Below are 23,199 nucleotides of genomic sequence, written 5' to 3' on the forward strand. Positions count from 1 at the left end.
GTAACCGATGACAACTCAATATGGATTTTTTATTGATTCCGCCCGTTGCACCGGTTGCAAAACCTGCGAACTGGCTTGTAAAGACTATAAAAACCTCACGCCGGAAGTGAGCTTCCGTCGTATCTACGAATACGCCGGCGGCGACTGGCAGGAGGATAACGGCGTCTGGCAGCAAAACGTCTTTGCCTATTACCTCTCTATTGCCTGCAACCATTGTGAGGATCCGGCCTGCACCAAAGTTTGCCCGAGCGGGGCGATGCATAAACGTGAAGATGGCTTTGTCGTTGTCGATGAAGATGTCTGTATCGGCTGTCGCTATTGCCATATGGCCTGCCCGTACGGTGCGCCGCAGTACAATGCGACAAAAGGTCATATGACCAAATGCGACGGCTGCCACGAGCGCGTCGCCGACGGCAAAAAGCCGATTTGCGTGGAATCTTGCCCGCTGCGCGCGTTAGATTTCGGCCCGATTGAAGAGCTGCGCCAAAAACACGGCCAGCTGGCCGCCGTTGCGCCGCTGCCTTCGGCCCACTTCACTAAACCGAGTATCGTGATTAAACCTAACGCCAACAGCCGACCGTGTGGAGATACCACCGGCTACCTGGCCAACCCGAAGGAGGTGTGAGATGGGGAGTGGATGGCATGAATGGCCGCTGATTATTTTCACGGTCTTTGGTCAGTGCGTGGTGGGCGGCTTTATTGTGCTGGCTCTGGCGCTAATGAAAGGCGACTTATCGCGTGAACAGCAGCAGCGCGTCGTGTGGAGCATGTTTGGCCTGTGGGTGCTGATGGGCGTGGGCTTTATTGCCTCAACCCTGCATCTTGGGTCGCCCATTCGCGCGTTTAACTCGCTCAATCGCGTAGGCGCCTCGTCGCTCAGTAACGAAATCGCCAGCGGGGCGCTTTTCTTCGCCGTTGGCGGCATTGGCTGGCTGCTGGCGGTGGTCAATAAGCTACCGGCGGGGCTGCGTCATCTCTGGCTGGTCATTACTATGGTGCTGGGGGTTATCTTCGTCTGGATGATGGTCCGCGTCTATAACACTATTGATACGGTACCCACCTGGTATACAGTCTGGACGCCGCTTAGCTTCTTCCTGACGATGTTTATCGGCGGTCCGCTGCTGGGATATCTGCTGCTGCGCGTTGCCGATGTCAACGGCTGGGCGATGCGCCTGCTGCCGGCGGTGACCCTGCTGGCGCTGGTGATTAGCGCCATCGTGGTGCTGATGCAAGGCAGCGAGCTGGCGACAATCCATAGCTCTATTCAGCAGGCCTCGGCGCTGGTGCCGGCCTACGGTTCGCTGATGGCGTGGCGCCTGGTTGCGCTGGCGTTGGCGCTGGTCTGCTGGATTGCCCCCCAGCTCAAAGGCTACCAGCCTGCGCTGCCGATGCTGGGGCTGGCTTTTGTGCTGGTGCTGATCGGCGAGACGATTGGCCGCGGCGTCTTCTACGGCCTGCATATGACCGTTGGAATGGCAATCGCCAGCTAATCGCCCTTTATCGCGCCAGAAACCCTTATTCTGGCGCGATAAAAAGTGCGGTCGATTCATGAAATATTTCTACCGATATTCCCACCGCTATTTTCCAATAAATTAATAAAAACAATGGAATAATATAAATAACTATTCTGTTGTCGATCCGCTGGATAAAAAACTTCTATCGTTCCCCCGCAAACCGCGTCACGCCTGATTTCAGGCGGATTGACAATGTTTGCAGCAGTGGCATGATGCGCACGAAATCTGAACTCCATCACGGTTTATATCCATGACCATCTACACCCGGCCAGTGCAAATGCTGCTCTGTGGCCTGCTTTTGTTGACCCTGGCGATAGCGGTTTTAAATACGCTCGTCCCGCTTTGGCTCGCCCATGAAAATATGCCGACCTGGCAGGTCGGGATGGTGGGCTCGTCCTATTTTACCGGTAATCTGGTGGGAACATTGCTTGCCGGATGGGTAATTAAGCGTCTGGGCTTTAACCGCAGCTATTACCTGGCATCGGTTATTTTTGCCGTGGGCTGCGTGGGTCTTGGTATTACGCTGGGCTTCTGGAGCTGGTTCAGCTGGCGCTTTATCGCCGGCGTCGGCTGCGCGATGATTTGGGTGGTGGTGGAGAGCGCGCTGGTCTGTAGCGGCACTTCGCGGAGCCGGGGTCGCCTGCTGGCGGCGTATATGATGATTTATTACGTCGGCACGGTGCTGGGCCAGTTAATGGTCAGCAAGCTGCCGACGGATCTGATGAGCGTTCTGCCGTGGGTGACGGCGCTGGCGCTGGCGGCCATTCTGCCGCTGCTGTTTGCTCGCGTGGCGACTCAGGCCGATGAGCCGCACGAACCGGCGCGTATCTGGCCAATGTTAAGGCTGCGTCAGGCCCGTCATGGCGTCAACGGCTGCATTATTTCCGGCATTGTGCTCGGTTCGCTGTATGGCCTGATGCCGCTGTGGCTCAACCACCAGGGCGTTAGCGATTCCGGCATCGGCTTCTGGATGGCGGTGATGGTGAGCGCGGGTATCGTGGGGCAGTGGCCGATTGGCCGGCTCGCCGATCGCTACGGCCGTCTGCTGGTCCTGCGCGTTCAGGTGTTTGTGGTGATTCTCGGCTGTCTGGCGATGTTAAGCCAGGCCGCAATGGCGCCCGCGCTGTTCGTGCTGGGCGCTTCCGGCTTTACGCTCTATCCGGTGGCTATGGCCTGGGCCTGCGAAAAAGTTGAGCGTCATCAGCTGGTGGCGATGAACCAGGCGCTGTTAATGAGCTATACCGTGGGCAGCCTGCTTGGGCCGACGCTGACCGCCATGCTGATGCAGAACTTCTCTGACAATCTGTTGTTTATCATGATTGCCAGCGTGTCATTCATCTACCTGCTGACGCTGCTGCGCAAAGCGGGGCACCATCCTACGCCGGTGGCGCACGCCTGATTTTTCAGAACATAGCCAGGGCACGACCCTGGCTATAGATTAATGCGACGCAAGAAGCGCAATAAACTGTGCCCGGTTTTGCACCGTGCTGTATCGCTGAAGTCTTTCCCCCTCATCCAGCCAGCAGACTAACCGCTGGATAGTCTGGATATGCTGTTCACTATCGGCCGCCGCCAGTACGACTATCAGCCGAATGCCGGGATGCTCCGGAAAATCAACGGCCTCGCTACAGCAAAGCAGCGAAAGCGCGCTGTTTCTGCTCAGCACGCCGGCTTCCGGACGCGCGTGCGGTAGCGCAAACGCCGGGCTCAATATATACCAGGGGCCATCCTGCTCCGTGGCGCTGATAATAGCCCTGGCATAGCCCCCGGTGATTTTTCCCTGCTCCTCAAGCGGGCGGCAGGCGAGATGAACGGCGCTGCGCCAGCTCAGGCAGTCGCTGGTGAACTGACAGGCGGAAAATAGCCTCTCTTCCATAAACGTTCCCTTTACGCGCGAGCCGACCGCCAACTGACCGGCTCGCCTGGTGGTTAACGTAGCGCGTTAAACAGCGCGTCTCCCGAGATGCCATATTTCGCTTTTAGCTGCCTGCTATTACCCGATTCGGTAAATGTGTCCTGCGTTCCCAGACGCGTAAGGCGCGCCGGATGTGCCTTTTGCGCCAGGGTTTCCGCGATCAGGCCGCCGAGGCCGCCGTTGACGGTGTGATTTTCAAGCGTAGCGATAAGCGGGCAGCCTTCGACCAGCCGATAAAACGCCTGCTGGTTGAAGGGTTTGACGGTTGCAACGTGAATAAGCTTGCCCTTTTTGCCGCTGGCGAGCAGCTTTTCATAGCCGTCGGTAGCCTGTTCCAGTACCGTTCCTTCAAACAGAATCGCAAAATCCGTGCCGCTGTCGGCGATGGCGGCGATATCGCTGACCCGGGGAACGACGCTTTTGTCGCGAACCGGCATCGGCTCGCGCGCCACGCGAATATAAACGGGTCCCTTTATTTTTGCCGCCTGCTCGAAGGCCTCGGCGATTTCTTCCGCATCTGCCGGGGTCAGGACGGTTAATCCCGGAAGGACGCGGGTCAGCGCTAAATCCTCCAGCGCATGGTGCGAAGCGCCGTCCGGGCCATCATCCATACCGGGGTGGCTACCGACGAGTTTAATATTGGCTTTGGCATAGCAGGCCTGCCGCAGCTGGGTCCAGGCGGTGCCGGTGACGAACATCGCAAAGTTAACATAGAAGGGCATAAAGCCTTCCAGCGCCTGGCCGACCGCGAAGCTCATGGCGGAACCTTCCGCAATGCCCATTTCGAAAAAGGCCTCAGGATAGACGGCCTGAAACTGGTCGGTACGGGTAGAGCTGGCTAAATCGCTGTCGATAACAACAACGGGATAGCCCTTTTCTTTTAGCGCAATCAGGGCATGCCCGATCTCATCACGGGGTGCTTTCATCACTGTAACTCCTCCATCGCCTGCTGAAATTGTTCTTTGCTCGGGGTTTTTGAGTGCCAGTCGCCGTTGTTTTCCATATAGCTGACGCCGGAACCTTTGGTGGTGCGCGCCACGATGGCGACAGGTTTACCTTTCAGGTGACGGGATAGCATCAGGGTATCGGCAACCTGATGCATATCATTGCCGTTGTGCAGTTCCAGTACATGCCAGCCAAAGCTGCGGATTTTGTCCGCCAGCGGCTCGAGATTAATGACGTCATTGACCGGATCGTGGGAAGAGAAGCCGTTGTAATCGATGATGGCGACCAGATTATCCATTTTCATATGCCCGGCCTGCTGTAAGGTTTCCCAGATTTGGCCTTCATGCATTTCGCCATCGCCAACGATGGCAAATACCCGGTGTGGATCGTTGCGCCGCTTTTTGGCGGCCGCCATACCAAAAGCAATCGACAGCCCCTGACCCAGCAGTCCGGTTGTCGCATCGACTTCCGGCAGCGACTTAATGCTCGGGTGCCCCTGCAGGCGCGAGTTGATCTGTCGGAACGTATTGAACTCGCTGCGCTCGATCTTGCCTTGTTGATACAGCATGGCGTACTGCGCGGCGACGGCGTGGCCTTTACTCATCACCACGCGCGAGCGGGGGGAGGCGGCCAGATCGACTTCCTGGTAATAGAGCCAGGTAAGCACGTCGATTATCGACAGCGCCCCGCCCGGATGGCCAATTCCGGACTCGTAAATCATGGTGACGATCTCGCGGCGGGCGGCAAGCGCGTGGGATTTCAGTTCATCAATGTTCATGTTCATTCCTTCTTAGGGCAGCATTTTACCGATGTAGTACACGACCAGACCCAGAGCGACGAAGTCGGTTTCCGGGAAGCTGGTGCCTGAAAGACCGACGGATTCCATAATCGGGTAAATCAGCGCCGGGCCGATGCCGATCAGGATCCCGGTGATAAAGCTTCCGGCAATCGCGCCTTTCCAGCCGCCGGAGGCATTACCAAATACCGCTGCGGTCGCGCCAATAAAGAAGTAGGGAATGGCTACCGGGATAATCACGGTTTGGCCAAGGATCGCCAGAAAGCCCATCACCACCAGCCCGCCGACAAACGAAGAGATAAACCCCAGCACCGTGGCGGTCGGGGCGTAGGGGAAGACCACCGGGCAGTCGAGCGCGGGTTTGGCGTTAGGAATAAACTTCTCCGAGATACCGAGGAAGGCCGGAACAATTTCTGACAGCAGCAGGCGTACGCCGGTAATGATGATGTACAGCGAAGCGGTAAAGGTCAGCGACTGAAAGAGCGGGTAAACCAGCCAGTGCATCCCGCCTGCCGCTGCGGTGACCGCGGCTTTTCCGGCAGCGAGCGCGGCGATGTAGTAGAAGATGCTCACCGAGATCGACACCGAGACGATGTAATCTTTAAAGATCCCCAGCCAGCCGGGAAGATTCAGCTTTTCGGTGGATTGTTTCGGATCGCCGACCTTTGCGCCAATCCAGCCGGAGGCGGCGTAGGCCAGGGTGACGTAGTGCCCCATCGCTATCTCATCATTACCGGTAATTTTTCGCATCCACGGTTGCGCAATGGCTGGATAGAGGCAGGCGGCGAGACCCAGCAGCACGGAGCCGACAATGATGGTCGTCATGTCGCTGTAGCCCAGCGCCTTCAGCGTTACGGTAAGCAGCGCGGAGAGATAAAGATTATGTTGCCCGGTAAGAAAGATGTATTTAAACGGCGTCACGCGGGCAAAAAACAGGTTCCAGCCAAAACCAATCACCATGATCAGCGACACGCACATGGCGAATTTGGTTTGCGCCAGTCCGGTTAGCGCTTCTGCCAGCGGCATGACGCCCTTCAGGCCAAAGCCATCGCTGAATAAGGTCTGAAAGTTACCCAGGGAAGTGACTGCCAGACCGGCGCCGCCGGCAAAAACCAGAAAGCCGACGATGGTTTTGAAGGTGCCGGAAAGGACTTTTTCAATCGGCTTGCGTTGGATTAACAGGCCGATTAATGCAATAAAGCCAACTGAAAGTGGGGTTACGCCCAGAATGTCGAATACAATAAATCTGAGGAAATCCATATTGCCTCCGGGAGAGGTTAGTTGCTTTGAACGATGTCGGTGAGCGCAGACTCCATCTCTTCACTGTTCATCAGGTCGGTGATGCCGACCGCTCTGAATCCGGCGGCTTCGACTTCGTCGGTGAGATCGCGCATAGTGATGACAAAATCAATATCTCGCCAGGTGCGTAACCCTGAGAGGACATCGTGCTCCAGCTCGATATTCCAGCCGTGCTTGTCGATGATTTTTTGTGCTTTGATTTTGAGCATTAAGGAGCTGCCCATACCGGTACGACAGACTATGAGACCTTTCATTCGATGTTCTCCTGTTTGTAAAAATAATTATTTTTATTTATTTGTATGAGATAATAATTATTATCTTTGCGGCAGGACGAAAGATGTGACTGTGTTTGCATTTTGAGCAAATAAGGCAAAACATGAGCCAGATAGACAATAACTTGTTGATAAGCATAAGAAATGGAGCTTCAGGGCTAAGCCCGATACTGGAGAAAGTTGGCCGTTTTATTACGGAAAATCCTGACTTTGTGATGCGTCACACGATTTCAGAACTGGCCGACTCCATTGATACCAGTGAGGGGAGTATCACCCGTTTTTGTCGGGCCTTTGGTTTTAAAGGTTTCTCGGATTTCAGAACCGCGCTGGCGATGGAGCAGGGCGCCGCGCGCTCGGAAGACCACGGTACCAACGAGAGCGAAGAGATTGCGCCGGTGCTGGCGAGCATTCGCGACAGTAATGCCATTGTCGATAACCAGGAGCTGAAAGCCGCGGCCGACTGGCTTAACACCCTGAACAGCATTGCTATCTATGCCGTGGGCACGGCGGTGCCGGTGGCGTTGTTCCTGCAGATGAATTTAATCAATATGGGTAAGGCGGCCAGCTTTATCGATCGCTCCTATCCGGCGGCGATGCCGCTGCTTTCGGATAACCAGAAAACCGGCATTATTGTGGTGCATAGCGAACAGGCGTCGGCGGATATGATGCAGGCCCTGTCGCTGGCAAAGCAGCAGGGCGTTAAAATTTTATCGCTGACCCGCGGGACGTTTGCGCCGCTGGCCCGTTTATCTGACTGGAATCTTCAGGCGGCGGTGGCTTTACAGGGGGAAGGGGAGTCGGGGTTTGCGGAAATCGCTGGCGCAATGATGGTGGCCGACCGGATCCTCAGCGCGCTGGAAGAGCAGGATGAACGCTATGCGGAATACCGAAAAGCGCATCAGAAGCGCATTTTCTCGATTGAGAGCGTGGCGAATAAGCTGTCGGAATATTTTATGTCCTGACGCTGATTTTGTTGGGGAAACACCCGGTAGCGCAATCTCTACCGGGCGGGGATTTTAGTACATCACTTTATGACCGTACTGTTCCAGAATGCCCTTCACGCGTTCCATGGTCTCATTCTTTGGCGGATGGACGCCGTCCAGCTTGTACTCTTCGCCCATGGCTACCCATTTGTGCTTGCCCAGCTCGTGGTACGGCAGCAGTTCGATTTTCTCGACGTTGCCCATGTCACGAGTAAACTCACCCAGGCGATGCGCGGAATCATCATCGTCGGACCAGCCCGGAACCACAACGTAGCGGATCCAGACGTTGATGTTTTTGTTTGACAGGTAACGGGCAAACTCCAGCGTCCGATGGTTAGAGACACCAACCAGATTCTGGTGAATTTCATCATTCATTTGCTTGAGGTCGAGCATCACCAGATCGGTGACTTCCAGCAGTTCATCAATAACCGGGTCGTAGCGGCGCACAAAGCCGTTGGTATCGAGACAGGTATGAATACCTTCTTTCTTACAGGCGCGGAACCAGTCGCGAACAAATTCGGCCTGCAGGATAGCCTCGCCGCCGGATGCCGTCACGCCGCCGCCGGAAGCGTTCATAAAGTGGCGATAGGTCACCACCTCTTTCATCAGCTCTTCAACGGTAATCTCTTTGCCGCCGTGGGTATCCCAGGTATCGCGGTTGTGGCAATAGAGGCAGCGCATCAGGCAGCCCTGGAAGAAGGTGATAAAGCGGATCCCCGGGCCATCGACGGTGCCACAGGATTCAAAGGAGTGAATGCGACCAATTGTTGACATTGCGGTGATATCTCCGAATTTGGCCCATCCGGGGCCTATGTAGATGCACAGCTCAAAGGCTATGTCGAGTCTGTTTTGGCTGTTATCCATAAAGTATAGACAGCAGACAAAAGAGACTGGGGCAGGATGATATTGCTAAAAAGGCCCCACTTGCGTGGAGCCTTTATTGTACGCTTTTTACTGTACGATTTCAGTCAATACCATTACATGGTCTGAGTGAAGGTACGAGTAATAACGTCCTGCTGCTGCTCTTTCGTCAGGGAGTTAAAACGTACTGCGTAGCCGGATACGCGGATGGTCAGCTGCGGATATTTTTCCGGGTTTTCCATCGCGTCGAGCAGCATTTCGCGGTTCATGACGTTGACGTTCAGATGCTGACCGCCTTCGATGGACGCTTCGTGGTGGAAGTAACCATCCATCAGGCCGGCGAGGTTAGTTTTACGAACTTCGTCGTCTTTACCCAGCGCGTTCGGCACGATAGAGAAGGTGTAAGAAATACCATCTTTCGCGTAAGCAAACGGCAGTTTCGCAACGGAGGTCAGAGAGGCAACAGCACCTTTCTGGTCACGGCCGTGCATCGGGTTAGCACCCGGTCCGAACGGAGCGCCAGCGCGACGACCGTCAGGGGTGTTACCGGTTTTCTTACCATACACAACGTTAGAGGTGATGGTCAGAACGGACTGAGTCGGGATAGCGTTGCGGTAGGTGTGCAGTTTCTGAATTTTCTTCATGAAACGTTCAACCAGGTCAACGGCCATATCATCGACGCGAGAGTCGTTGTTACCAAACTGCGGGTATTCGCCTTCGATTTCGAAGTCGACAGCCAGACCGTTTTCGTCACGAATCGGTTTAACTTTCGCATATTTGATTGCAGACAGGGAGTCAGCCGCAACGGACAGACCTGCGATACCACATGCCATGGTGCGGATAACATCACGGTCGTGCAGCGCCATCAGGGAAGCTTCGTAGCTGTACTTGTCGTGCATGTAGTGGATGATGTTCAGCGCAGTGACGTACTGTTTAGCCAGCCAGTCCATGAAGTGATCCATGCGGTCCATCACTTCGTCGAAGTTCAGAACGTCGCCTTTGATCGGTTCAGATTTAGGACCAACCTGCATTTTCAGTTTTTCATCAACGCCGCCGTTGATTGCGTACAGCATGGTTTTCGCCAGGTTAGCACGCGCGCCGAAGAACTGCATTTGCTTACCAACAACCATCGGGCTTACGCAGCAAGCGATAGCGTAGTCATCGTTGTTGAAGTCAGGACGCATCAGGTCATCGTTCTCGTACTGCAGAGAAGAGGTATCGATGGACACTTTCGCGGCGTATTTTTTGAAGCTCAGCGGCAGTTTTTCAGACCACAGAATGGTGATGTTCGGCTCCGGAGACGGCCCCATGGTGTACAGGGTGTTCAGGAAACGGAAGCTGTTTTTGGTGACCAGAGTACGGCCATCAACGCCCATACCGCCGATAGATTCGGTTGCCCAAATCGGGTCGCCAGAGAACAGTTCATCATATTCAGGGGTACGGAGGAAACGAACCATACGCAGTTTCATGACCAGGTGGTCAATCATTTCCTGTGCGTCTTGCTCGGTGATTTTACCGGCTTTCAGGTCACGTTCGATGAAGATGTCCAGGAAGCTGGAGGTACGACCGAAGGACATTGCCGCGCCGTTCTGAGATTTAACGGCAGCCAGGTAGCCGAAGTAGGTCCACTGGATAGCTTCCTGAGCGGTGGTTGCCGGACCAGAGATATCGCAGCCGTATTTTGCCGCCATTTCTTTGATCTGACCCAGCGCACGGTGCTGTTCAGAGATTTCTTCGCGCAGACGAATAGTTCCTTCCAGATCTTCGCCGTTTTCCAGTTTCTCTTGCAGAGAGACGAACTGAGCGTATTTGTCTTTCATCAGGAAGTCGATACCGTACAGCGCAACGCGACGGTAGTCACCGATGATACGACCACGGCCATAGGCATCCGGCAGACCGGTCAGAACGCCAGATTTACGGCAGTTCAGGATGTCTTTGGTGTAAACGTCAAACACGCCCTGGTTGTGAGTTTTGCGGTATTCAGTGAAGATTATCTTCAGCATCGGGTCCAGCTCGCGATTGTACGCTTTGCAGGAACCTTCTACCATTTTGATGCCGCCGAACGGGATAATCGCGCGTTTCAGCGGAGCTTCAGTCTGCAGACCAACGATTTTCTCGAGACCTTTCTCGATGTAGCCAGCGTCATGAGAAGTGATGGTGGATGCAAGGGAAGTATCAAAATCAACAGGCGCGTGAGTGCGGTTTTCCTGTTTAACGCCTTCCATTACGGTGTCCCACAGCTTGGTGGTCGCGTCAGTTGCGCCAGCCAGGAAGGACTCGTCACCTTCGTACGGGGTATAGTTTTTCTGGATGAAGTCGCGGACGTTGACTTCGTTCTGCCAGTCACCTTTCGCAAAACCTTCCCAGGCTGTGGCTAACTTTTCATTAAGCTCGGACATGTAACACCTACCTTCTTAAGTGGATTTTTTATTTACTGCCTGAAACAACCCTTAGTGATGGTCGTCGCCACGCAGGTAAATGACCCAGTATGTCAACCCAACCAGCAGACCACCGCCGATGATGTTCCCGATAGTTACCGGAATCAGGTTATCAGTGATGAAGTTCATGACGGTCAGGTGAGAGAAACTTTCCGGAGTTGAACCGACAGCGGTCCAGAATTCCGGGCTTGCAAAGTCGCGGATAACGATACCCAGCGGGATCATAAACATGTTCGCGATACTATGCTCAAACCCGCTGGCAACAAACATTGCCACCGGTAAAACCATAATCATGGCTTTATCCATCAGGCTGCGGCCGGAGTAGCTCATCCATACCGCAAGGCAGACCATCAGGTTTGCCAGGATACCTAGGCACACGGCTTCAACAAAAGTATGGTGCATTTTGTGGTCGGCGGTTTGCAGAACGTTAAGTCCCCATTGACCGTTGGCAGTCATATATTCGCCTGAAAGCCACATCAGCAATACAAAGAGTAAGCAACCAATCAGGTTACCAACATAGACGTTGAGCCAGTTTTTCGCCAGTTGACCCCATGTGATTCTTCCGCTGGCTTTCGCGACAACGATAAGAACGGTTGAGGTAAACAGGTCGGCACCGCAAATAACGCAGAGAATCAAACCTAGTGAGAAGCAGATGCCTCCAATCAGTTTGGCAACCCCGAATGGCATCCCGGCCGTGCCGGTTGTCGCGGTAATATAGAAAACAAAAGCGATAGAGATGAAGACACCTGCGGTGATCGCCAGATAAAACGTCTTTATCGGATGTTTTGTCGCTTTATAGACACCCGCTTCTTCGGCGACTTTCGCCATGGCAGCAGGGAGTAAAAGATCAAAAGGGTTGTCAGCTTTCACACTAACTCTCTCTTTATGTAAGTTGGCGGTGAGATACTAACAAAGCATTATAGAAGGGAATTTGATGTAGATCATATCCTACCGGAACTATAGGCCTTTTGAGTGTGTGGATTTGCCTTAATGTTGGTTTAAATTGTTGTTTTTTAATAAAAAAATAAATTTTAAAATTTACAAATAATGTTGATTATTTTCATTTTACCCCCGTTTTTCGGTTAATTAAAATGGGGTATTTTTATTAAAATTAACAATATTTGCGGTGGGATTTTATTATTTCTCACCACTAATTAACTTTATGGCTACAATCGGGCTTTGGGGTTGCGGAAAACATAAAAATGGGGGCCTTCGCCGGCCCCCATCATAGGGTTATTCAGGCAGTAAAGCGCGCTTATTTACCCCAGAATGCTGCTTTTGCGCGCTGCAGCTTTTCGTAGGCTTTCAGCAGCGACTGATGAGCCGGGAACGCGAGCAGGTCGCTGTCTACTGCCTGCAGGCCGTAGAACGGCGCTTCTCCGCTCAGCGCGGCGCTGGCGGCTTCTACGGCATCGGCGCCGTACATGCGTACAAAAGCGTTCAGATACTGCAGCGGCTGGCGCTCCTCTTCCTGGCTCAGCAGCAGCAGGGTTTGCAGGCAGCGGTAGTAATTAGCGCGCTCGGCGCTAAAGATTGAAGCGTTGAACTCCATGGTCCACTCGGTCCAGATTAGCGCCTGCTCGAGATCGCCGCCCGCCAGCGCGAGCATGGCTTTCAGCTCGCCAATGCGCAGCGTATACCAGCCGTTGTCTTTGCCGGTCGCCAGACCCAGCAGTTCGCGCACGCGGGTGAAGTCATCAAGGCCTTCATTATCCATTTGTTCGATAAGCGCCAGATAATCTTCTTTTTCCCACTCGCTTTCCGGCAGGGAAAGAATCGTTTCCCGCAGAGGCGCGCCCATGCTGTTATTTGCCAGCCAGAGGTCTTCCGCCGGATAAATATCAGACATGCCCGGGACAATGATTCGGCAGGCGTAGACGCTCAGGTGTTCGTAATCGGCGATGTAAACTTCTTTATCTTCTTGTTTAAAGATAGCCATCAGGGTGGCGAACTCTTCCTCCGTGGTTCCGGAGAAGCTCCAGTCCACGAACGGGTAGTCGGCATCCTGCTTAAACATATCCCAGGAGATCAGGCCGCTGGAATCGATAAAGTGCGTTTCAAGGTTCGCATGTTCGGCAACTTCTTCATCGTCGAAGGTGGGCGGCGTGAAGACGTCGAGATCTTTCAGGCTGCGGCCCTGGAGCAGTTCGGTAACGGTACGTTCCAGCGCCACGCCGAAATCGGGATGCGCGCCGAAAGAGGCGAAACAGGTGCCGTTAGCTGGGTTAAACAGCACGACGCAGATAACCGGATATTTGCCGCCGAGCGAACCGTCATAAGCGAAAATCGGGAAACCTTCGGCCTCCAGCTTATTGATCGATTCAACTACGCCCGGATAGCGCGCCATCACCTCCGCCGGGATCTCCGGCAGACTGATGCTTTCGGCGATAATGCGGTTTTTAATATGCCGTTCGAACACTTCTGAGAGGCCCTGAACGCGGGCTTCGTTGCGGGTGTTGCCCGCGGACATCCCGTTAGAAACGTACAGGTTGCCGACAATATTCATCGGAATATAGACCGTTTCACCATCAGACTGGCGGGTGAACGGCAGACCGCAGACGCCGCGATCGTCATTCCCTGACTGCAGATCGACCAGCATGCTGGCGGTTAACTGATCGTCAGGATCGTAGAACGCGCGCAGGCGGGTATCCAGCAGGCCTTCCGGTACTTCGTCATCGTCGGTTAACGGGAACCATTTTTCATTCGGATAGTGAACGAAGGGACCGTTGGCGATAGTCTCGCCCAGCCAGAAGTCGGCAAAGAAATAGTTGGTCGAGAGGCGCTCAAAGTACTCTCCGAGCGCGGAGGCCAGCGCGGCTTTTTTGGTGGCGCCTTTGCCGTTGGTGAAGCACAGGGCGCACTCTTTATCGCGGATATGCACTGACCAAACGTGCGGAACCGGGTTGAGCCATGAGGCCTCTTCAATATCGAATCCGAGGTCGTGCAACTTCTGCTGGAAGCGAGCGATGGAATCTTCCAGGGCGGCATCTTTGCCGGGAATAAATGTTTGAGTCATGGCAGTCACTTTTATCGTACGTAAAGCGCGCAATGATACGGGTTTTAGATGACGGGTGCTATCTCCATCGTCTGGCTATGCTTATGTCACTCAATAACTGTTCAGGCGTTAATCATGAAGACATTTGACTGGCATCGTATGGCACTGGATAAAGTGCCCGTGGAATTTCTGGCCGAGGTGGCATTACGGAGCCTCTACACCTTCGTACTGGTATTTATTTTTCTCAAGATAACCGGGCGGCGGGGCGTTCGTCAGATGTCACTGTTCGAAGTGCTCATCATTTTGACCCTCGGTTCGGCCGCGGGCGACGTCGCATTCTATGATGACGTTCCGATGCTGCCGGTACTGGCGGTTTTTATCACTCTGGCCCTGCTGTACCGATTGATTATGTGGCTGATGGGGCATAGCGAAAAACTGGAGGATCTGCTGGAGGGTAAGCCGATTATTGTTGTGGAAAACGGCGAGCTGGCCTGGGAGAAACTGCAGGCGGAAAACATGACCGAATTTGAGTTTTTTATGGAGCTGCGAATCAGCGGGGTTGAGCAACTGGGGCAGGTGCGGCTGGCTATTCTGGAAACCAACGGCCAGATCAGCCTCTATTTCTATGAGGATGACGATGTTAAAGCCGGACTCTCCATTCTTCCTTCCCGCTTTACCGATCGTTTTACCACGATACCCCGGGACGACGAGTATGCCTGCGTTCGCTGTAGCGCAATCCTTACGCTACGAGCCGGGGATAAACAATTATGCCCTCGCTGCGCAAATGCAGAATGGTCGAAGGTCAGCCGGGCAAAAAGAGTCACCTGACAGCAATTATGTCGGTTTTATGACGTCAAGCTGGCAGATTCTTTTGTGTGAGCGAGGCCGCATTTCCCCGACGCTCAGTTTTAGCCATTGCGGTGCGTGTCACTGAATGATAAAACCGATAGCCACAGGAATAACTTATGCCCGCGACGGTTCGCGGGTAAATAACATAGTAAGTGGTGAGGGGAAATGGCTCAGGTCTATAACTTCAGTTCAGGCCCGGCAATGCTGCCGGCGGAAGTACTCAAACTGGCACAAAAGGAACTGTGCGACTGGAACGGTTTGGGGACGTCGGTGATGGAAATCAGCCACCGTGGTAAAGAGTTCATTAAGGTGGCTGAAGAAGCGGAACAGGATTTTCGCTCCCTGCTCAATATTCCTTCCAACTATAAAGTTTTATTCTGCCACGGCGGCGGTCGCGGACAGTTTGCCGGTATCCCGCTGAACCTGCTTGGCGATAAAACCGTTGCCGACTACGTCGATGCCGGCTACTGGGCGGCCAGCGCGGTAAAAGAAGCGCATAAATACTGCACGCCCAACGTGATCGACGCCAAAATCACCGTTGACGGCCTGCGCGCGGTTAAGCCGATGAGCGAATGGCAGCTGACCCCTGGCGCGGCCTACCTGCACTACTGCCCGAACGAAACCATTGACGGTATTGCCATTGAAGAAGCGCCAAACTTTGGCGACGATGTGGTCGTCACGGCGGATTTGTCATCGACGATTTTATCCCGTGAAATTGACGTCAGCCGCTATGGCGTAATCTACGCGGGCGCGCAGAAAAACATCGGTCCCGCAGGTCTGACGCTGATTATTGTGCGCGAAGATCTGCTGGGTAAAGCCAGCGTAGCCTGCCCGTCGATTCTTGATTACTCCATCCTATCCGCCAATGACTCCATGTTTAACACGCCGCCGACGTTTGCCTGGTACCTGTCAGGTCTGGTGTTTAAATGGCTGAAAGAGCAGGGCGGCGTTGCCGCTATGGATAAAATCAACCAGCAGAAAGCCGACCTGCTGTATAGCACCATCGATAACAGCGGTTTCTATCGCAACGATGTCGCTGCGGCGAACCGCTCGCGGATGAACGTGCCGTTCCAACTGGCGGACAGCGCGCTTGATAAACTGTTCCTCGAAGAGTCCTTTGCCGCAGGTCTGCATGCGCTGAAGGGCCACCGCGTCGTGGGCGGCATGCGCGCTTCCATTTATAACGCCATGCCGCTGGCGGGCGTGAAGGCGCTGACCGATTTTATGCAGGACTTCGAACGCCGTCACGGTTAATCGCCGCCGCGTTTTTTCATCCCCGCAGCCGGTCTGCGGGGTTTTTATTCTGTTTGTTTGAGAGTTGAGTTTAATGGAATCCCTGACGTTACAACCCATCGCACGCGTAGATGGCACGATTAACCTGCCCGGGTCCAAGAGTGTCTCTAACCGTGCCTTGCTGCTGGCGGCTTTGGCCCGCGGCACGACGGTGCTGACCAACCTGCTGGATAGCGACGATGTACGCCACATGCTGAATGCTCTGAGCGCGCTGGGAGTTCATTACACCCTGTCTTCCGATCGTACCCGCTGTGAAGTCACCGGCAACGGCGGCCCTCTGCAGGCGGCTGAAGCATTAGAACTGTTCCTCGGTAATGCCGGAACGGCGATGCGTCCGCTGGCGGCGGCGTTATGTTTAGGCCGTAACGATATTGTGCTGACCGGCGAGCCGCGAATGAAAGAGCGGCCGATTGGCCACCTGGTTGACGCGCTGCGTCAGGGCGGGGCCCAGATTGATTACCTGGAGCAGGAAAACTACCCGCCGCTGCGCCTGCGCGGCGGTTTCAGCGGCGGCCAGGTTGAAGTGGACGGCAGCGTTTCCAGCCAGTTTCTGACCGCGCTCCTGATGACCGCCCCACTGGCGCCTCAGGATACCGTCATCGCGATTAAAGGCGATCTGGTTTCCAAACCTTATATTGATATTACGCTGCACCTGATGAAAACCTTTGGCGTTGAGGTTGAAAATCAGTCTTACCAGCGTTTTATCGTACGCGGCAATCAACACTACCGCTCGCCGGGCGACTACCTGGTTGAAGGCGATGCCTCCTCGGCATCCTACTTCCTCGCCGCCGGCGCAATTAAGGGCGGAACGGTGAAAGTCACCGGTATTGGCCGCAACAGCGTCCAGGGCGATATCCGTTTTGCCGATGTGCTGGAAAAAATGGGCGCAACCGTCACCTGGGGCGATGACTTCATTGCCTGCACCCATGGTGAACTGAACGCCATCGATATGGATATGAATCATATTCCGGATGCGGCGATGACCATCGCCACGGCGGCCCTGTTCGCGAAGGGCACCACGACGCTGCGCAACATCTATAACTGGCGTGTCAAAGAGACCGATCGCCTGTTTGCGATGGCCACGGAGCTGCGTAAAGTGGGGGCAGAGGTGGAAGAGGGGGAGGATTACATCCGCATTACTCCGCCCGCGAAGCTCCAGTTTGCTGAGATCGGCACCTATAACGACCACCGTATGGCAATGTGCTTCTCGCTGGTGGCGCTTTCCGATACGCCGGTCACCATCCTTGACCCGAAATGTACGGCGAAAACGTTCCCGGACTACTTTGAGCAGCTGGCGCGAATCAGTACGCTGGCCTGAATAACGCGCGTTTAAGGTAAAAACGCCGGCCATCGTGTCGGCGTTTTTTTATGCCCGCGAGTTAAACCGGCAAGCCCTGGCGCAGTACATTCGCGCTGGCATCGCCGCAGATTAACGGTAAAACGGCATCATCTTCCGGGCTGTTGCTCTGTCAGCCCGCTATAATTGCACAATTCTTCCACAGGAGATTTCCTGTTATCCGTAATTTACAAGCAATGCTCACTTTCCGTCGAAGAGATGCGTATAATGCGCGGCGTTTATATATTGATGCGCCTTGCTGAAGGAGAAAAAGATGACGGCAACAGTTCCGGTAATCACCATTGATGGGCCTGGCGGTGCGGGCAAAGGCACCTTATGCAAGGCAATGGCAGAAACGCTGGGCTGGCATCTGCTCGACTCTGGGGCGATTTATCGCGTGCTTGCTCTCGCTGCGCTACATCATCATGTGGATGTTGAATCCGAAGAGGCGCTGGTGCCGCTGGCTGCGCACCTGGATGTTCGTTTTGTCTCCACTAACGGTAGCCTGGAAGTGGTACTGGAGGGGGAGGACGTTAGCGCTGAGATTCGCACTCAGGATGTTGCCAACACGGCCTCTAAAGTAGCGGCTTTTCCCCGCGTGCGTGAAGCGTTGCTGCGCCGCCAGCGGGCCTTTCGCGAATTGCCAGGCCTGATTGCCGACGGACGCGATATGGGCACCGTCGTATTCCCTGATGCGCAGGTGAAAATTTTCCTTGACGCCTCCGCGGAGGAACGTGCTCATCGCCGCATGCTTCAGTTGCAGGAGAAGGGCTTTAGTGTTAACTTTGATCGCCTTTTATCCGAGATAAAAGAGCGCGACGATCGCGACCGCAATCGTACAGTCGCGCCGCTGATCCCGGCTGCCGATGCTTTAGTTCTTGATTCAACAGAACTAAACATTGAGCAAGTGATTGAAAAAGCGCTACACTATGCGCGCGAAAAACTGGCTTCCGCTTAATCGTCTTATCGATAAAGCACAACAGCCTCCGAATTATAGCAGTACCCCCGCAGCAATGGAGTGTTAGCGGGTATGTTAAACAACCCCATCCGGCATGGAGCCAGGTGGACGTTAAATATGAAACCTGAAGATTAAACATGACTGAATCTTTTGCTCAACTATTTGAAGAATCCTTAAAAACAATCGAAACCCGTCCGGGTTCCATCGTTCGTGGTGTTGTTGTTGCTATCGACAAAGACGTAGTACTGGTTGACGCCGGTCTGAAATCTGAGTCTGCCATTCCGGCAGAGCAGTTCAAAAACGCCCAGGGCGAGCTGGAAATCCAGGTTGGTGACGAAGTTGACGTTGCTCTGGATGCAGTAGAAGACGGCTTCGGTGAAACCCTGCTGTCCCGTGAGAAAGCTAAACGTCACGAAGCTTGGATCACGCTGGAAAAAGCTTACGAAGACGCTGAAACTGTAGTCGGTATTATCAACGGCAAAGTTAAAGGTGGCTTCACTGTTGAGCTGAATGGTATTCGTGCGTTCCTGCCGGGCTCCCTGGTAGACGTTCGTCCGGTGCGCGATACGCTGCACCTGGAAGGCAAAGAGCTTGAATTCAAAGTCATCAAGCTGGACCAGAAACGTAACAACGTTGTTGTTTCTCGTCGTGCCGTTATCGAATCCGAAAACAGCGCAGAGCGCGATCAGCTGCTGGAAAACCTGCAGGAAGGCATGGAAGTTAAAGGTATCGTTAAGAACCTCACTGACTACGGTGCATTCGTTGATCTGGGCGGCGTTGACGGCCTGCTGCACATTACCGATATGGCATGGAAACGCGTTAAGCATCCGAGCGAAATCGTAAACGTTGGCGACGAAATCACTGTTAAAGTGCTGAAGTTCGACCGCGAACGTACTCGTGTATCTCTTGGCCTGAAACAGCTCGGCGAAGATCCGTGGGTAGCTATCGCTAAGCGTTATCCGGAAGGTACCAAACTGACCGGTCGCGTGACCAACCTGACCGACTACGGCTGCTTCGTTGAAATCGAAGAAGGCGTTGAAGGCCTGGTTCACGTTTCCGAAATGGACTGGACCAACAAAAACATCCACCCGTCCAAAGTTGTTAACGTTGGCGATGTAGTGGAAGTTATGGTTCTGGATATCGACGAAGAACGTCGCCGTATCTCCCTGGGCCTGAAGCAGTGCAAAAACAACCCATGGCAGCAGTTCGCGGAAACCCACAACAAGGGCGACCGTGTTGAAGGTAAAATCAAGTCTATCACTGACTTCGGTATCTTCATCGGCCTGGACGGCGGCATCGATGGCCTGGTTCACCTGTCTGACATCTCCTGGAACGTTGCAGGCGAAGAAGCAGTTCGTGAATACAAAAAAGGCGACGAAATCGCAGCAGTTGTTCTGCAGGTTGACGCAGAGCGCGAGCGTATCTCTCTGGGCGTTAAACAGCTCGCAGAAGATCCGTTCAACAACTGGGTTGCACTGAACAAGAAAGGCGCAATCGTAAACGGTAAAGTCACTGCAGTTGACGCTAAAGGCGCAACCGTAGAGCTGGCTGACGGCGTTGAAGGTTACCTGCGCGCTTCTGAAGCTTCCCGTGACCGCGTTGAAGATGCAACTCTGGTTCTGAGCGTTGGCGACGACGTTGAAGCTAAATTCACCGGCGTTGATCGTAAAAACCGCGCAATCAGCCTTTCTGTTCGTGCGAAAGACGAAGCTGACGAGAAAGATGCAATCGCAACTGTTAACAAACAGGAAGATGCAAACTTCTCCAACAACGCAATGGCTGAAGCTTTCAAAGCAGCTAAAGGCGAGTAATCTTAGTCTTTCGGGTTACAACAACCTGAATTACGACGAGTTTACTTGACAGATTGCAGGATTCGTCCTGTAATCAAGCACAAAGGGCGGCTACGGCCGCCCTTGTTTAAGCTGTTAGCTAATTTTGCCTTGAAGGAAACCGGAGGAATAATGACCAAGTCAGAATTGATAGAAAGACTTGCCAGCCAGCAATCTCACATTCCTGCGAAAGCAGTGGAAGATGCTGTTAAAGAAATGCTGGAGCATATGGCCTCAACGCTTGCTCAAGGCGAGCGCATTGAAATCCGCGGTTTCGGCAGCTTCTCTCTGCATTATCGAGCACCCCGCACCGGGCGTAACCCAAAGACTGGCGATAAAGTTGAGCTGGAAGGTAAATACGTTCCCCACTTTAAGCCGGGCAAAGAATTACGCGACCGCGCCAATATTTACGAAGAGTAAGTTTCGCCGATCGGCGACAACATACTTAAACGTTAAAAAAGCACCTTCGGGTGCTTTTTTTATGCCTTTAAATCTCTCTTTGAAGTGACCTCGCAAAACGCGGGTTCTGTTGCGTTAACGCAGTAGATTTTGCGGATGGCGCGGCGCAGTTCCTTTCCTTGCCTGGCGACACTCTCCCCGTTTAGCGTAACACTCCCTCTGACAGGGAGGTGCTAATGCGTTTACCACAACTTGCCGGCTGTGTGATTATCGGTATTCTGCCGCTGGTCTGGCTGCCAGTACTGCCCGGGCGGTGGGTTATCTGGGGGCTCATGGCCCTGGCGCTACTCATTGCGCAATGTCGACGCAGACCTGCGCAATATGCGGCATTGATAACGCTGTTTTTTGTCTGGGGAGCCCTCAGCGCAGGCGAGGTACTGTGGCCGACGGAGAGGTTAACGGACAGGAATCGCCAGGTTGACGTTGAGCTAACCGCAACGGACGGGCAGACAACGCATCAGGGGAAGATTATCCGTCTGGATGGGCGACGGCTGTTTCCTGCGCCAGGGATTAGCCTCTACGGCAGCTACCTGCCAGAAACGCCCTGCGCAGGTCAGGTTTGGGCAATGACGCTGCGCGCGCGTCCGGTACACGGACAGCTCAACGATGGCGGGTTTGATAGCCAGCGTCGTGCATTGTCGCAGCATCGTCCGTTAACCGGACGCTTTATCACCGCTGACGTTCGGGTGCGGACCTGTAGTTTGCGGGCGCGTTATCTTGCTTCGCTGAATCAAACGCTGAACGCGTTGCCGTGGCAATCGGTGATGCTAGGGTTAGGCATGGGGGAGCGTCTGGCGATACCGCGCGAGATAAAGACCCTGATGCAGGAAACCGGGACATCGCACCTGATGGCGATTTCTGGCTTACATATCGCGCTAGGGGCTTCATTGGGCTGGTTGCTGCTCAGAGGTGTGCAGTTTTTTCTCCCGTGCCGCTGGCTTGGCTGGCGGGCGCCGCTGCTCGTTGGCCTGGCGAGCGCGATTTTTTACGCCGGGCTGACCGGCATGCAGCCACCCGCGTTGCGCACCTGCGTCGCGCTGGCCGCCGGCTGCGCGCTGCGGCTATCCGGAAAACGCTGGTCGCCATGGCAGCTATGGGTCTGCTGCATTGGCGCAATACTGTTTGCCGATCCGCTGGCGGTGTTGTCCGAAAGCCTCTGGCTTTCCGCGTTTGCCGTTGCGGCGCTTATCTTCTGGTATCAGCTGGCGCCGATGCCGGGCGGCAAAAGGAGCGGGCTACTGCGTCAAAGCCTTGCGTTATGTCATCTGCAGATCGGTTTAATGTTTTTACTTGCTCCTCTACAGATCGCACTTTTTCACGGCATCAGCCTGACGTCCGTGCTGGCCAACTTGATTGCCGTGCCGCTGGTGACCTTTGTCGTTGTCCCGCTAATTCTGACCGCGATGTTTTTACACCTCTGCGCGCCGTTTATCATTGAGATGGCGGTCTGGCAGTCGGCGGACCGTGTTCTGGCCGCGCTATTCTGGTTCTTACGACAGCTACCGCCCGGCTGGCTGGCGCTGGATGCGCGCTGGCTTGGGATAAGCTTGCTGCCGTGGCTGGCGTTAATCGTCTGGCGTTTTCATGCGTGGCGCACGCTGCCCGCGTTTTGTTTAGCATTTCTTGGGCTATTGAGCTGGCCCTTCTGGCGGAGTACGGTTGCTAACGAATGGCGAGTCACCATGCTGGATGTCGGGCAGGGGCTGGCAATGGTGATTGAACGCGAGGGCGCGGCGCTTCTCTATGATACCGGCCTGGCCTGGCCCGAGGGAGACAGCGGTCAGCAGATCATTATTCCCTGGCTACGCTGGCATCATTTGCAGCTTGAAGGCGTCGTTCTCAGCCACGAGCATCTCGATCACCGCGGCGGGCTAAATTCGGTGTTAAAGGCGTGGCCCCTGATATGGGTGCGAAGCCCTTTAGGCTGGGCGGGTCATTTAGCCTGCCAGCGCGGAGAAACCTGGCAGTGGCGGGGTTTAACCTTTCGCGCGCTCTGGCCGCTGCCCGGAGCGACAGCGCAGGGGAATAATCGCTCGTGCGTGGTGCGTATTGATGACGGTAAACATAGTATTCTGCTGACCGGGGATATCGAAACGCCCGCGGAACGGGCGATGATTAGCCGCTACTGGCAACATCTTACGTCTACACTTATCCAGGTCCCCCACCACGGCAGTAATACCTCGTCGGGAATCGCCCTGCTGCGGAGCGTTGGCGGAGAAGCTGCGCTGGCTTCCGCTTCGCGCTATAACGCATGGCGCATGCCATCAACCAAAGTGATTCAGCGCTACCGAAAACAGAGCTATCAGTGGTTCGACACGCCGCATCAGGGGCAAATTACGGTGGTTTTTTCTCCGGATAGCTGGCAAATCCATGGCTTACGGGATCAAGTTTTACCGCGATGGTATCATCAGTGGTTTGGCGGGAAGGCGTAGAACGGGTAGAATATGCGGCTATTTC

20 protein-coding genes are annotated in these 23,199 nt (G+C 54.3%); 11 read left to right on the forward strand and 9 right to left on the reverse strand.

Annotation, left to right across the window (positions count from 1 at the left end; genetic code table 11):
• The first annotated feature begins 7 nt into the window (after positions 1–7).
• From MKleb_RS09090 to MKleb_RS09100, 3 genes are all read left to right on the forward strand, one after another.
• Positions 8–625: a DMSO/selenate family reductase complex B subunit gene (locus MKleb_RS09090; RefSeq protein WP_009653301.1), complete on the forward strand. Its 618-nt coding sequence runs from the start codon at positions 8–10 to the stop codon at positions 623–625.
• 1 nt (position 626) lies between these two features.
• Complete coding sequence (locus MKleb_RS09095; protein ID WP_103814736.1) at positions 627–1,490, forward strand: dimethyl sulfoxide reductase anchor subunit family protein; 864 nt, start codon at positions 627–629, stop codon at positions 1,488–1,490.
• A gap of 274 nt (positions 1,491–1,764) precedes the next feature.
• Positions 1,765–2,913: an MFS transporter gene (locus MKleb_RS09100; RefSeq protein ID WP_009653261.1), complete on the forward strand. Its 1,149-nt coding sequence runs from the start codon at positions 1,765–1,767 to the stop codon at positions 2,911–2,913.
• A gap of 39 nt (positions 2,914–2,952) precedes the next feature.
• Here the strand turns inward: MKleb_RS09100 and MKleb_RS09105 are convergent, their stop codons facing one another.
• From MKleb_RS09105 to MKleb_RS09125, 5 genes are read right to left on the reverse strand one after another with little or no spacing between them, the layout of a single operon-like run.
• On the reverse strand, positions 2,953–3,390 hold the full coding sequence (locus MKleb_RS09105) for a PTS sugar transporter subunit IIA (RefSeq protein WP_025107511.1): 438 nt from the start codon (positions 3,388–3,390) through the stop codon (positions 2,953–2,955).
• Positions 3,391–3,443: 53 nt separating this feature from the next.
• The gene (locus tag MKleb_RS09110; protein ID WP_025107510.1) at positions 3,444–4,355 is read right to left on the reverse strand and encodes a transketolase family protein; all 912 of its coding nucleotides are present in this window, start codon (positions 4,353–4,355) and stop codon (positions 3,444–3,446) included.
• On the reverse strand, positions 4,355–5,152 hold the full coding sequence (locus tag MKleb_RS09115; RefSeq protein WP_025107509.1) for a transketolase: 798 nt from the start codon (positions 5,150–5,152) through the stop codon (positions 4,355–4,357). Before MKleb_RS09115 ends, MKleb_RS09110 begins: the two co-directional genes overlap by 1 nt.
• Before the next feature lie 12 nt (positions 5,153–5,164).
• Positions 5,165–6,430, reverse strand: a complete 1,266-nt coding sequence (locus tag MKleb_RS09120; RefSeq protein ID WP_217076591.1) for a PTS ascorbate transporter subunit IIC — start codon at positions 6,428–6,430, stop codon at positions 5,165–5,167.
• 17 nt (positions 6,431–6,447) lie between these two features.
• Positions 6,448–6,723: a PTS sugar transporter subunit IIB gene (locus MKleb_RS09125; protein WP_014228635.1), complete on the reverse strand. Its 276-nt coding sequence runs from the start codon at positions 6,721–6,723 to the stop codon at positions 6,448–6,450.
• A 122-nt stretch (positions 6,724–6,845) separates the two neighbouring features.
• Here MKleb_RS09125 and MKleb_RS09130 point away from each other — a divergent pair, with 122 nt between their 5' ends.
• On the forward strand, positions 6,846–7,703 hold the full coding sequence (locus MKleb_RS09130) for a MurR/RpiR family transcriptional regulator (RefSeq protein WP_025107508.1): 858 nt from the start codon (positions 6,846–6,848) through the stop codon (positions 7,701–7,703).
• Between the two features lie 54 nt (positions 7,704–7,757).
• Here the strand turns inward: MKleb_RS09130 and pflA are convergent, their stop codons facing one another.
• From pflA to ycaO, 4 genes are all read right to left on the reverse strand, one after another.
• Positions 7,758–8,498, reverse strand: a complete 741-nt coding sequence (gene pflA / locus MKleb_RS09135; RefSeq protein ID WP_217076592.1) for a pyruvate formate lyase 1-activating protein — start codon at positions 8,496–8,498, stop codon at positions 7,758–7,760.
• Positions 8,499–8,701: 203 nt separating this feature from the next.
• Complete coding sequence (pflB, locus tag MKleb_RS09140) at positions 8,702–10,984, reverse strand: formate C-acetyltransferase (protein ID WP_217076593.1); 2,283 nt, start codon at positions 10,982–10,984, stop codon at positions 8,702–8,704.
• Between the two features lie 51 nt (positions 10,985–11,035).
• Positions 11,036–11,893 (reverse strand): formate transporter FocA, encoded by an 858-nt coding sequence (gene focA / locus MKleb_RS09145; protein ID WP_004849465.1) that lies wholly within the window; start codon positions 11,891–11,893, stop codon positions 11,036–11,038.
• Between the two features lie 385 nt (positions 11,894–12,278).
• Positions 12,279–14,039: a 30S ribosomal protein S12 methylthiotransferase accessory factor YcaO gene (gene ycaO, locus MKleb_RS09150; RefSeq protein ID WP_025107507.1), complete on the reverse strand. Its 1,761-nt coding sequence runs from the start codon at positions 14,037–14,039 to the stop codon at positions 12,279–12,281.
• 114 nt (positions 14,040–14,153) lie between these two features.
• On the opposite strand from ycaO, the gene MKleb_RS09155 reads away from it, so the two are divergent.
• The 7 genes from MKleb_RS09155 to MKleb_RS09185 all read left to right on the forward strand — a co-directional run bounded on the left by MKleb_RS09155 (position 14,154) and on the right by MKleb_RS09185 (position 23,174).
• Positions 14,154–14,846 carry a DUF421 domain-containing protein gene (locus MKleb_RS09155; RefSeq protein ID WP_014228639.1) on the forward strand — a complete coding sequence of 231 codons (693 nt, stop codon included), beginning with the start codon at positions 14,154–14,156 and terminating at the stop codon, positions 14,844–14,846.
• A gap of 186 nt (positions 14,847–15,032) precedes the next feature.
• On the forward strand, positions 15,033–16,121 hold the full coding sequence (gene serC / locus MKleb_RS09160; RefSeq protein WP_004849472.1) for a 3-phosphoserine/phosphohydroxythreonine transaminase: 1,089 nt from the start codon (positions 15,033–15,035) through the stop codon (positions 16,119–16,121).
• Positions 16,122–16,194: 73 nt separating this feature from the next.
• Positions 16,195–17,478, forward strand: coding sequence for a 3-phosphoshikimate 1-carboxyvinyltransferase (gene aroA, locus MKleb_RS09165; protein WP_004849473.1), 1,284 nt, complete (start codon positions 16,195–16,197; stop codon positions 17,476–17,478).
• A gap of 292 nt (positions 17,479–17,770) precedes the next feature.
• Entirely contained in the window at positions 17,771–18,454 is a 684-nt protein-coding gene (cmk, locus tag MKleb_RS09170) for a (d)CMP kinase (RefSeq protein ID WP_004849475.1), read from the forward strand.
• 137 nt (positions 18,455–18,591) lie between these two features.
• On the forward strand, positions 18,592–20,265 hold the full coding sequence (gene rpsA / locus MKleb_RS09175) for a 30S ribosomal protein S1 (protein WP_004100702.1): 1,674 nt from the start codon (positions 18,592–18,594) through the stop codon (positions 20,263–20,265).
• Positions 20,266–20,415: 150 nt separating this feature from the next.
• Positions 20,416–20,703, forward strand: a complete 288-nt coding sequence (ihfB, locus tag MKleb_RS09180; protein ID WP_004100704.1) for an integration host factor subunit beta — start codon at positions 20,416–20,418, stop codon at positions 20,701–20,703.
• Positions 20,704–20,918: 215 nt separating this feature from the next.
• Positions 20,919–23,174 carry a ComEC family protein gene (locus MKleb_RS09185; protein ID WP_025107506.1) on the forward strand — a complete coding sequence of 752 codons (2,256 nt, stop codon included), beginning with the start codon at positions 20,919–20,921 and terminating at the stop codon, positions 23,172–23,174.
• Positions 23,175–23,199: the final 25 nt, after the last annotated feature.

The sequence above is a fragment of the Klebsiella sp. PL-2018 genome (assembly GCF_019048985.1).
Lineage (GTDB): Bacteria > Pseudomonadota > Gammaproteobacteria > Enterobacterales > Enterobacteriaceae > Klebsiella > Klebsiella michiganensis.